Genomic DNA, 10,395 nt, shown 5'->3' with positions numbered 1-10,395 from the left:
CGAAACGGCTCTCCCCCGGGTGGCGCTCGACCACGGCGGCCACCGTGCGCTCGGCACGGGCGGCGTCGTGGTCGGCGACGACCCAGCGGTCGAAGAAGTCGCGCTCCGCGGCGATGCGCGCCGCTGCGTCACCGACCCCGCCGGAGCCGACCATCAGCACCCGCACGGCTCACGCCACCCTGCGGGAGCGGCGGCCGCTCAGCAGCTGGCCGGTGACCACGACGACGAGCGCCCCGAGGAACATGACGGTCCCGATCACGTTGATCTGCACGGGAGTTCCGCGTTGCGCGGCGCCCCAGACGTACATCGGGAACGTGACCGAGGAGGGGCTCGCGTTAAAGTTGGTGATGATGTAGTCGTCGAACGACAGCGAGAAGGCGAGGAGCGCACCGGCAGCGATGCCCGGGAGCACCAGGGGAAACGTCACCTTGAGGAAGGTCTGCAGCTCGTTGGCGTAGAGGTCGGCCGCCGCCTGCTCGAGGCGCGGGTCCAGCGAGGCGACGCGGGCCTTGACCGTGACGATGACGAACGACAGGCAGAACATGATGTGCGCGATGAGGATCGTCGTGCGGCCGGTCGGGATGCCCATGGCGATGAAGAGCGTGAGCAGGCTCGAGCCCATGACGACCTCGGGCGTGGCCATCGGCAGGAAGATCAGCAGGTTGGTGCCCGAGCGCCCGCGGAAGCGGTAGCGCCCCAACGCGAACGCCACCATGGTGCCGAGGACCGCCGCCGTCAGCGAGGCGATGAGCCCGATCTGCAGGCTGAGGCCCACCGACTGGCACATGCCCGGCACGCCGCAGACGTTGGTCCAGGCATCGAGCGAGAACTCGTTCCACTGGTAGTTGTAGCGGCCCACGGGCTTGTTGAACGAGAAGACGATGACGACGAGGTTCGGGAGCAGGATGTAGACCATCACGAGGATCCCGATGATGATCACGAGGTTGCGTCTCAGCCATGCCATCTCAGACCAGCTCCTCGGTCCCGGCCCGGCGCACGTAGGTCACGACGAGGGCCACGATCACCAGCATCAGGATGAAGCTCAGCGCCGCCGCCGTCGGGTAGTCGAGGACCCGCAGGAACTGCGCGTCGATGACCTGCCCGATCATGACGGTGCGGGTGCTGCCCAGGAGCACCGAGTTGATGTAGTCACCGGTGGCGGGGATGAAGGTCAGCAGGGTGCCGGCGACCACGCCCGGCAGCGACAGCGGCCAGATGACCCGGCGGAACGCCTGGAAGGGCGAGGCGTAGAGGTCGCCGGCCGCCTCGACCAGACGGTGGTCGAGTCGCTCGAGGTTGGAGTAGAGCGGCAGCACCATGAACGGCAGGAAGTTGTAGGTCAGGCCGCAGATCACGGCGAACGGCGAGAAGAGCAGCTGGTCGTTGTTGATGAGTCCGACCGTCTTGAGCGCCTCCTTGAACCCGGAGAGCAGCCAGCTGGTGTGGGTCCGCAGCGCCACCTCCGCGAGCAGGCCCTGGTCGCCGAGGATCGTCTGCCAGGCCAGCGTCCTGATCAGGAACGAGGTGAAGAACGGGGCGATGACCAGGACGAGGAGGAAGTTCTTGTACTTCCCCGAGCGGTGCGCGATGAACCACGCCAGCGGGTAGCCGAGCGCGAGCGTCGCCAGGGTTGCCACCCCGGCGTAGACGAGCGAGCGCAGCATCTGCGGCCAGTACGTGGACAGCGCGTCGACGTACGTCGCGAAGTTCCACGTCATCGTGTAGCCGTTGTCGACGTCCCCGGTCTGCAGCGACTGCGAGCCGAGCGAGATCATCGGCAGGACGAAGAAGACGACGAGCCAGAGCATCCCGGGGATCAGCAGCAGGTAGGGCACCGCGGCACCCCGACGACGAGCGCGCCGGGGTGCGGTCACCGGCGCCCCGGTGAGGGTGGAGACGGCCATGTCACTCGTCCTCGACGCTGTCGACCCCGGCGTCGGCGTCCTGCGAGGCGTCGAGCGCGAAGCTGTTCTCGGGCACCCACCCGAGGGTGACGTTGGTGCCCAGGGCGGCACGCGGCATACCGTCGTTCTGCTGGACCACCGTCAGCTCCCGGCCCCACGGCATCGCGACGAGGTACTGCGTCGCGACGCCGAGGAAGGACACGTCGGTGACCTCGCCCTTGAGCGTGTTGAGCCCGGTCGTGTCGGATGAGTCACCGAGGAGGCGGACCTTCTCGGGTCGGATGCCGAGCCACAGCTCGGCACCGCTGCCCGGCAGCGACGACGCGGGGAGTGCCATGGGTATGCCGTGCACGTCCAGGGAGGCCATCTCGCCGGACACGCCGCTCACCGTGGCCCGGAGCAGGTTGGACTGGCCGAGGAAGTTCGCCGCGAAGGTCGACTGCGGCTTCTCGTAGAGCGTGCCCGGGTCACCGACCTGCTGGAGGCGCCCGGCGTTCATCACCGCGATGGTGTCGGCCATGGTCATGGCCTCCTCCTGGTCGTGGGTGACGTGGACGAAGGTGAGGCCGACCTCCTGCTGGATGCGCTTGAGCTCGATCTGCATCTGGCGGCGCAGCTTGAGGTCCAGCGCCCCGAGCGGCTCGTCGAGCAGCAGCACGTCGGGGCGGTTGACGACGGCACGGGCGAGGGCGACGCGCTGCTGCATGCCGCCCGAGAGCTGCGTCGGCTTCTTCCTCGCCACCTGCGCGAGCTCGACGAGCTCGAGGGCCTCCATCGCCTTGGCCTTCCAGTCCCGCACGCCCCGTCGCTTCAGGCCGAACGCGACGTTCTCGAGGATGTCGAGGTGCGGGAACAGGGCGTAGTTCTGGAAGACCGTGTTGACGTTGCGCTGGTAGGGCTTCGTCGCGGTGATGTCCCGGGCGCCGATGGAGATGCTGCCCACCGTCGGCTGCTCGAGGCCCGCGACCATGCGCAGCGTCGTCGTCTTGCCGCAGCCGGACGGCCCGAGGAGGGCGAAGAACGAGCCCTGGGGGATGGTCAGGTCGATGTTGTCGACCGCCGTGAACGTGTCGTAGGTCTTGGTGACCGCGGAGAGGACCAGGTCTCCGCTCGTGCGCTCGGCCATCAGCCGGTCACCAGCGCCTGGAACTTCTTGTTGTACTTGGTCTCCTCCTCGGCCGTGAGGCCGCGGAAGACGTGTGCGCGCGACAGCGTCTCGGCGGACGGGAAGATCAGCTCGTTGCTCGAGACGGAGGGGTCCTGCTTGGCGAGGATCGCCTGCGCGCCCTTGACGACCGAGATGTAGTTGACGTAGTCGACGACCTGCGCCATGACCTTCGGGTCGTAGTAGTAGTTGATGAGGCGCTCGGCGTTCTTCTTGTGCTTCGCGAGCGCCGGGATGACGAAGTTGTCGGACCACAGCGTGCACCCGGTCTGCGGGAGGGCGTAGCCGAGGCTGGGGTTGTCCGCCCGCAGCTGAACCACGTCGCCCGTCCACGCGAAGCAGGCGGCGGTGTCGCCGGAGGCCAGCGGCTTGGTGTAGTCGTTGCCGGTGAAGCCCTTGATCTGGCCGGCGTCCTTGGCCTTCTGCAGCTCGGCCATCGCGGCGTCGAAGTCGGCGTCGGTGAAGCTCTCGATCTTCTTGCCCATCGCCATCAGCACCAGGCCCACCGTGTCGCGCATCTCGGTCAGCAGCGTGACCTTGCCCTTGAGGCTGGGGTCGGTGAGGAGCTGGTCGACCGACTCGACCTTCTTGCCCCCGGTTGCCTTGGGGTTGAAGGCGATACCCGCGAAACCGCTCTGCCACGGAAGCGAGTACTGGCGGCCCGGGTCGAATGTCACCTGCTTGAGCGAGTCCTGCAGGTTGACGTGGTTGGGGATGTTGGCCATGTCGAGCTTCTGGACGTAGCCGTTGCGGATGAGCCGAGCGACCATCCAGTCGGTGCTGCACCACACGTCGCGGCCGGTGTCGCTGCCGGCCTCGAGCAGGGGACGCACCTTGGCGTAGAACTCGTCGTTGTCGTTGTAGTCCTCGGTGTAGTTGACCTTGATCCCGGTCGCCTTGGTGAAGGCCTCCAGCGTCGGCCGGGCCTTGGTCTTGTCGTCGACGTCGATGTACGCCGGCCAGTTCGACCAGTTGATCACCTTCTCGGTGTCCGACATGTCCTGCGCGGCCGCTGCGGTCTTGGCCGCGGCGGTGCCGCTGCCCCCGGCTCCGGTCGACGGGTTCTTGCCTGCCGAGCCGCAGGCCGCGAGGAACGCGGCGGCCCCGATGCCGGCAGCGCCCATCATCGCCGAGCGGCGCGACACCAGACCGCGCAGGAGGGCGGCGCGCAGGTGCGGGTCGCCGGTGTCGAAGCTCTTGTCGTTCATCTCAGTGGCTCCAGGGTTCGAAGGGGTCGTGTGGAGGTGTCGACGCTGACCCGGGATGGTGCTGGTCGAGGAAGCGGCGGGCTCGCGAGCCCGCCGCGCGTCAGGACTCGATGTTGGCCATGACGTGCTTGATGCGGGTGTAGTCCTCGAGCCCGTACATCGAGAGGTCCTTGCCGTAGCCCGAGTGCTTGAACCCGCCGTGTGGCATCTCTGCAACGATCGGGATGTGCGTGTTGATCCACACGCAGCCGAAGTCGAGCTTGCGGCTCATCCGCATGGCGCGCCCGAAGTCCTTCGTCCACACGGACGAGGCGAGGCCGTACTGCACGCCGTTGGCCCACGCGAGCGCCTCGTTCTCGTCGGTGAACTGCTGCACGGTGATGACCGGTCCGAAGATCTCGCTCTGGATCTGCTCGTCGTCCTGGCGCAGGCCCGCGAGGACGGTCGGCTCGAAGAAGTAGCCCTCGCCGAGGCCGTCGGCACGGCGCCCGCCGGCCACGACCTGGGCGTGGTCGGGGAGACGGTCGATCATGCCCGACACGTGGGCGACCTGGTTGGGGTTGTTGACCGGGCCGAAGAGCGCGTCCGGGTCGTCCGGCATACCGACCTTGGCGGAGCCCTTGGCGTAGTCGGCGAGCGCGGCGACGAAGTCGTCGTGGATGCGTGGGCCGGCGAGCACGCGCGTGGCAGCCGTGCAGTCCTGGCCGGCGTTGAAGTAGCCGCCGACGGCGATGCCCTCGACGGCGGCCTCGAGGTCTGCGTCGTCGAAGACGACGACCGGTGCCTTGCCGCCGAGCTCGAGGTGCACGCGCTTGAGGTCGCGCGAGGCGCTCTGCGCGACCTGCATGCCGGCGCGCACGGACCCCGTGATGGCGACGAGGGCGGGCGTCGGGTGCTCGACGAGCATGCGACCCGTCTCGCGGTCGCCGGTGATGACGTTGAAGGTGCCCTCGGGCAGGAACTCGGACGCGAGCTCGGCGAGCAGCAGCGTGGTCTCGGGCGTGGTGTCGGAGGGCTTGAGGACGATCGTGTTGCCGGCGGCGAGCGCCGGGCCGATCTTCCACATCGCCATCATCATCGGGTAGTTCCACGGGGTCACCTGGCCCACGACGCCGATCGGCTCGCGGCGCACGAACGAGGTGTGGCCCTTCATGTACTCGCCCGCCGACTTGCCCTCGAGCACCCGTGCCGCGCCGGCGAAGAAGCGCAGCTGGTCGAGCATCGGCGGCACCTCCTCGCTCTCGGTGAGGGCGTGCGGCTTGCCGGTGTTCTCGGACTCGAGGCGGATGAAGTCGCCGGCGCGGGCCTCGATGGCGTCGGCGAACTTCAGCAGGGCAGCCTGCCGCTCGCTCGGGGTCGTGTCGCCCCACGTCTCGAACGCCTTCGCGGCGGCGGCGTACGCCCGGTCGACGTCGGCCTGCGAGCTGACCGGCGCCTTGGCGACCACCTGCGCGGTCGAGGGGTCGACGATGTCGGTGGTCGCGTCGCCCTCGGGGTCGACGTACTGGCCACCGATGAAGTTGCGGAGCTGGCGCGGCTGCGAAGTCATGCCGGAATGCTAAACACACACCTTCGCAATCAGGAAGGGTTGTCGAGAAAAAACTTCGGAATCCGTTGCGGAGCCACTTGCCAACATCGCGTTCCACAGGTCAGTATCGGCGCATGACGACCATCCGAGGCGTGGCCAACAACGGGGGTGACGGAACCCGAAGACCCTCGGTCAACCTGGACGAGGTCAGCAAGACCATCATCGAGCTGCTCCAGCACGACGGCCGCAAGTCCTATGCATCCATCGCCCAGCACGTGGGGCTGTCGGAGGCCGCCGTGCGCCAGCGCGTGCAGCGCCTCCTCGATGCCGACGTCATGCAGATCGTCGCGGTCACCGATCCGCTGCAGGTCGGGTTCCAGCGCCAGGCGATGGTGGGGCTGCGCGTGTCCGGGGACATCACCCCGGTCGCCGAGGCCCTGACAGAGATGGACGAGGTCGCCTACGTCGTCACGACGGCAGGCAGCTTCGACGTACTGGCCGAGGTCGTCTGCGAGGACGACAACCACCTGCTCGAGCTGCTCACGACCCGCATCCGAGCACTCCCGGGCGTCACGGCCACCGAGACGTTCGTCTACCTGAAACTCAACAAACAGCTCTACAACTGGGGTACGCGATGACCACCAATCCGAACGACGTCTGGGAACCCACCTCGGACCACCGAACGCCCGCGGGCACCCTCCACTCCGAGGCCGCGCGCGACCACCTGTGGATGCACTTCACGCGCCACTCGGTCTTCGAGGACCCCGGCGACGGAGGGATGGGCCACTCGGTCCCCATCATCACCAAGGGCCGCGGGTGGCAGATCTGGGACGACCGCGGCAACGAGTACATCGACGGGCTCGCGGGGCTCTTCGTCGTCCAGGCCGGCCACGGCCGCGAGGAGCTCGCGGAGGCGGCGGCCAAGCAGGCCAAGGAGCTCGCCTTCTTCCCGCTGTGGAGCTACGCGCACCCCAAGGCGATCGAGCTCGCCGAACGCCTCGCCGGCCACGCCCCCGGCGACCTCAACCGGGTCTTCTTCACCACCGGCGGCGGCGAGGCCGTCGAGACCGCGTGGAAGCTGGCCAAGCAGTACTACAAGCTGACCGGCAAGCCGACCAAGCACAAGGTCATCTCCCGCGCGGTCGCCTACCACGGCACCCCGCAGGGCGCCCTGTCGATCACCGGCATCCCCGCGGCCAAGGAGATGTTCGAGCCGCTCGTGCCGGGCGCGCACAAGGTGCCCAACACCAACATGTACCGCGCCCCCGAGCACCTGCGCGACGACGAGAAGGCGTTCGGCCGCTGGGCTGCCGACCGCATCGCCGAGGCGATCGAGTTCGAGGGTCCCGACACCGTCGCCGCCGTCTTCCTCGAGCCGGTGCAGAACTCCGGCGGCTGCTTCCCGCCGCCGGCCGGCTACTTCGAGCGGGTCCGCGAGATCTGCGACGAGTACGACGTGCTCCTGGTGTCCGACGAGGTCATCTGCTCCTTCGGCCGCATCGGCTCGATGTTCGCGTGCGACGACTTCGGCTACGTGCCCGACATCATCACGTGCGCCAAGGGCATGACGAGCGGCTACTCCCCCATCGGCGCGATGATCGCGAGCGACCGCCTCTTCGAGCCGTTCCGGCACGGCACGACCTACTTCCCGCACGGTTACACCTTCGGCGGTCACCCGGTCTCCGCGGCCGTCGCGATGGCCAACCTCGACATCTTCGAGCGCGAGGGCCTCAACGACCGCGTCAAGACCAACGCCCCGGTCTTCAAGGCGACCCTGGACAAGCTCCTCGACCTGCCCCTGGTCGGCGACGTCCGCGGCGCGGGCTACTTCTACGGCATCGAGCTCGTCAAGGACAAGGCCACCCGCGAGACGTTCGACGACGCCGAGTCCGAGCGCCTGCTGCGCGGCTTCCTCTCCAAGGCGCTCTTCGACGCCGGCCTCTACTGCCGGGCCGACGACCGCGGCGACCCCGTGATCCAGCTCGCGCCGCCGCTGATCATGGGACCCGAGCAGTTCGACGACATCGAGTCGCGCCTCCGGTCGGTCCTCGTGGAGGCCGAGAACCACCTCTGACCCGACGCACGTCAGGGCTGGCAGCCCGAGGAGCTGAACGCGCTCCGGTCCACGACGCACCTCTGGAGGAAGGTCTCGAAGTCCTGCTGCGACCACGTCTGCCAGAAGTCGCCGTGCAGCGACCGGCCGTCGCTCGTGCCCATCGGAGCGTCCGACGACAGCGCCACGTCGGCACCCGTCCCGGCGTACGCGAACTGCACCGTCTCCCGCAGCTCGGCCACACCGATCGGGAATCCCGCCGGGCACGACCGTCCCACCCGGTACGCGTAGTGCGCGTTGTCCCTCGTGTCACCGTACTGACTCGTCGGGTGGCTCGGCGGGACCCCGTCCCAGCACGACGGGAAGTCGATGTGCGCCGTCAGCGTCCGCCCCGGCGTGCCCGGCAGACCCGAGCAGTCGGGGATGCTCTGGACCGGCGTCGAGCGCGCACCCGAGTTCTGCCCGCACGTCCAGTTGTACTCGGTCCCGATCAGCCGCGTGTCGGCCGGGATCGCCCGAGCCGCACCGAAGTCGTCCCCGGACGCCGCCCGGTAGTACGCCGTGAACTGCTGCGCCGGCACCAGCTGGCCGGCGTTCGGCCCGGAGACGTACCGCAGCGTCGGCGTCCAGTAGGCCGCCGAGTCCGCCGAGTACGCCAGGCCCAGCACCTTCCGGCAGTTGTTCGTCCGGCCCACCAGGTCCGCGTAGTTCGACGTGTTCGGGTTGGGCAGCGAGAGCCACGCGATGTTCCCGAACAGCTGGTGCTCGTGCGCCGCGCCCGTGCCGTTGTGATTGACGATCGGGTCGTACGAGGCGACCGACACGGTCGGCTGCCCGGACACGTCGCACACCACCTTCCCCATGGCCGATGCCGGGCCCGCAGGCAGCAGCATCGCCAGCACCACGCCCGGCGCCGACAGGAGCGCGACGAGCATCTTCCTTCGCCTGTGCATGTCCCCCCACCCTTCGCTCTCGCCGGACCGGAACGGTCACGGCGCCATCTCCCGTCCTGACCGCGGCCGGCGCCCCCCGCATCGGCCGAGTCCCGGTCCACGTTCCCCTAGTGTGTCGAAGATCACGGCCGCCGTCTGCCACTCGGCCTGCACTCGGCCTGCACCCGGCCTGCACTCGGCCTGCACCCGGCCTGCACCCGGCCTGAACGCGTCCTCACGATCCCTGCGCCCGGTGGGCACCGGAACGCTCGGTCGAGCCGTTCGTTGGGGTAGGTGTCCGATGACTGCGACGCCGACGCACAAGGAGCACGACATGGGATTCCTCGACAGGTTGCTGGGCCGCGAGCCGCTGCAGCAGCAACGCCCGCAGCAGCCCCAGCAGCCGCCCACCGGCCAGCCCTACGCCGTTCCGCCACCGCGCGGAGGCGCGTCCAGCGAGGACGAGCGGGCCATCGCCCGCTACCGGTACCTCCTGCGCACCGCCGACCCCGAGGACATCGAGCGGGTGCACGCCGAGGCCTTCGGCAAGCTCTCCCCCGAGCAGCGGCAGATGGTGCTCCAGCGCCTGACCGAGGACCTGCCCGAGAACGAGCGCCCTCGCACCGACCAGCCCGCCGACCTCGCTCGCAGCGCGACCCGGGCCGAGATGAGCCGACCCGGCTACCTCCAGGGCGCCTTCGGCGGGGGCCGCTTCGGTGGCATGGGTGGCATGGGTGGCATGGGGATGGGCGGGATGTTCGCCGGCTCCATGCTCGGGACCATCGCCGGCGTCGTCGTGGGATCGGCGCTGGCCGACATGATGCTCGACGGCTTCGACTCCTCGCCCGAGGCCCACGAGGCCGGCGACAACGGCGGCGACGGTGCTGCTGACGGCGACGGTGCGGGCGACGGGGGCGACTCCGGGTCTGGTGACCCGGGAGACGCCGGCGGGGCTCAGGACGCCGGGAGCTTCAACGACAACAGCTCCGTGGACGGCGGCTCGGACCTGGCCGGCGGCTCCGACTTCGGTGACTTCGGCGGCGGTGACTTCGGCGGGGGCGACTTCGGCGGCGGAGACTTCGGCGGGAGCGACTTCGGCGGCTTCTGAGGGCCCGCGGCGGCCCGGGCCCACCGGGCCCGGGCCCTGTCGGGATTGTCCAAGACACGGCCGGCGCACGCGGGCACGCTTGGCCTGTCACCGTTCCCCGACGAAAGGCCCGCGCCATGGCGATCGCCGCCCCCAAGATGATCACCCTCGACAGCTCCGACGCCCGGCGCGACGCCGCCTTCTGGTCGACCGTGCTCGGCTGGGAGGTGGCGCACGTGCAGGACGAGTACGCCATGCTCACCGGCCCCTTCGGTGTCGCACTCGGTCTCGGGCTGGTCGAGGACCACGAGCCGCCCACGTGGCCGAACGAGCGCGGTACCAAGCAGTTCCACCTCGACCTGGCCGTCGACGACCTCGACTCGGCCGCGGCCGACTGCGTGGCGGCCGGCGCCACCCTGCCCGACGAGCAGCCCGGTGAGACCTGGCGCGTGCTTCTGGACCCGAGCGGCCACCCCTTCTGCCTCACCCAGGCGGCCAACTGGGGCTGAGACCGTCGA

The 10,395-nt window shown here is 69.2% G+C and carries 11 protein-coding genes; 4 read left to right on the top strand and 7 right to left on the bottom strand.

What is annotated here, in order from left to right:
• The 6 genes from ABD241_RS20650 to ABD241_RS03525 all read right to left on the bottom strand — a co-directional run.
• Positions 1–154: saccharopine dehydrogenase NADP-binding domain-containing protein (locus tag ABD241_RS20650; protein WP_425580703.1), on the bottom strand; the 154-nt coding region annotated here is incomplete at its 3' end.
• Positions 155–169: 15 nt separating this feature from the next.
• The gene (locus tag ABD241_RS03545) at positions 170–964 is read right to left on the bottom strand and encodes an ABC transporter permease (RefSeq protein WP_344058476.1); all 795 of its coding nucleotides are present in this window, start codon (positions 962–964) and stop codon (positions 170–172) included.
• Position 965: 1 nt separating this feature from the next.
• Positions 966–1,904: an ABC transporter permease subunit gene (locus ABD241_RS03540; protein ID WP_142184144.1), complete on the bottom strand. Its 939-nt coding sequence runs from the start codon at positions 1,902–1,904 to the stop codon at positions 966–968.
• 1 nt (position 1,905) lies between these two features.
• On the bottom strand, positions 1,906–3,030 hold the full coding sequence (locus ABD241_RS03535) for an ABC transporter ATP-binding protein (protein WP_344058471.1): 1,125 nt from the start codon (positions 3,028–3,030) through the stop codon (positions 1,906–1,908).
• Positions 3,030–4,277: an ABC transporter substrate-binding protein gene (locus ABD241_RS03530; RefSeq protein ID WP_344058469.1), complete on the bottom strand. Its 1,248-nt coding sequence runs from the start codon at positions 4,275–4,277 to the stop codon at positions 3,030–3,032. The genes ABD241_RS03535 and ABD241_RS03530 overlap by 1 nt, the downstream gene beginning before the upstream one ends.
• A 100-nt stretch (positions 4,278–4,377) precedes the next feature.
• A complete protein-coding gene (locus ABD241_RS03525) occupies positions 4,378–5,826 on the bottom strand; it encodes a gamma-aminobutyraldehyde dehydrogenase (RefSeq protein WP_344058467.1) in 1,449 nt (482 codons plus the stop codon).
• Between the two features lie 113 nt (positions 5,827–5,939).
• Between ABD241_RS03525 and ABD241_RS03520 the strand changes: the two genes are divergently transcribed.
• Positions 5,940–6,443 carry an Lrp/AsnC family transcriptional regulator gene (locus ABD241_RS03520; protein ID WP_344058465.1) on the top strand — a complete coding sequence of 168 codons (504 nt, stop codon included), beginning with the start codon at positions 5,940–5,942 and terminating at the stop codon, positions 6,441–6,443.
• Complete coding sequence (locus tag ABD241_RS03515; RefSeq protein WP_344058463.1) at positions 6,440–7,879, top strand: aspartate aminotransferase family protein; 1,440 nt, start codon at positions 6,440–6,442, stop codon at positions 7,877–7,879. Before ABD241_RS03520 ends, ABD241_RS03515 begins: the two co-directional genes overlap by 4 nt.
• An 11-nt stretch (positions 7,880–7,890) precedes the next feature.
• Here the strand turns inward: ABD241_RS03515 and ABD241_RS03510 are convergent, their stop codons facing one another.
• A complete protein-coding gene (locus ABD241_RS03510; RefSeq protein ID WP_344058461.1) occupies positions 7,891–8,811 on the bottom strand; it encodes a DUF1996 domain-containing protein in 921 nt (306 codons plus the stop codon).
• A gap of 313 nt (positions 8,812–9,124) precedes the next feature.
• On the opposite strand from ABD241_RS03510, the gene ABD241_RS03505 reads away from it, so the two are divergent.
• Both ABD241_RS03505 and ABD241_RS03500 read left to right on the top strand, forming a co-directional pair.
• Positions 9,125–9,898 carry a hypothetical protein gene (locus ABD241_RS03505; RefSeq protein WP_344059510.1) on the top strand — a complete coding sequence of 258 codons (774 nt, stop codon included), beginning with the start codon at positions 9,125–9,127 and terminating at the stop codon, positions 9,896–9,898.
• Positions 9,899–10,014: 116 nt separating this feature from the next.
• Positions 10,015–10,386: a VOC family protein gene (locus ABD241_RS03500; RefSeq protein ID WP_344058459.1), complete on the top strand. Its 372-nt coding sequence runs from the start codon at positions 10,015–10,017 to the stop codon at positions 10,384–10,386.
• The last annotated feature ends 9 nt before the right edge of the window (positions 10,387–10,395 follow it).

The organism is Terrabacter lapilli, assembly GCF_039531305.1.
GTDB classification, from domain to species: Bacteria; Actinomycetota; Actinomycetes; order Actinomycetales; family Dermatophilaceae; genus Terrabacter; species Terrabacter lapilli.
This window is presented reverse-complemented; position numbering and strand designations above follow the sequence as displayed.

Coding starts and splice junctions, on each gene's coding strand:
- ABD241_RS03545 (WP_344058476.1), bottom strand. CDS start 964: ATGGCATGGCTGAGACGCAACCTCGTGATCATCATCGGGATCCTCGTG.
- ABD241_RS03540 (WP_142184144.1), bottom strand. CDS start 1,904: ATGGCCGTCTCCACCCTCACCGGGGCGCCGGTGACCGCACCCCGGCGC.
- ABD241_RS03535 (WP_344058471.1), bottom strand. CDS start 3,030: ATGGCCGAGCGCACGAGCGGAGACCTGGTCCTCTCCGCGGTCACCAAG.
- ABD241_RS03530 (WP_344058469.1), bottom strand. CDS start 4,277: ATGAACGACAAGAGCTTCGACACCGGCGACCCGCACCTGCGCGCCGCC.
- ABD241_RS03525 (WP_344058467.1), bottom strand. CDS start 5,826: ATGACTTCGCAGCCGCGCCAGCTCCGCAACTTCATCGGTGGCCAGTAC.
- ABD241_RS03520 (WP_344058465.1), top strand. CDS start 5,940: ATGACGACCATCCGAGGCGTGGCCAACAACGGGGGTGACGGAACCCGA.
- ABD241_RS03515 (WP_344058463.1), top strand. CDS start 6,440: ATGACCACCAATCCGAACGACGTCTGGGAACCCACCTCGGACCACCGA.
- ABD241_RS03510 (WP_344058461.1), bottom strand. CDS start 8,811: ATGCACAGGCGAAGGAAGATGCTCGTCGCGCTCCTGTCGGCGCCGGGC.
- ABD241_RS03505 (WP_344059510.1), top strand. CDS start 9,125: ATGGGATTCCTCGACAGGTTGCTGGGCCGCGAGCCGCTGCAGCAGCAA.
- ABD241_RS03500 (WP_344058459.1), top strand. CDS start 10,015: ATGGCGATCGCCGCCCCCAAGATGATCACCCTCGACAGCTCCGACGCC.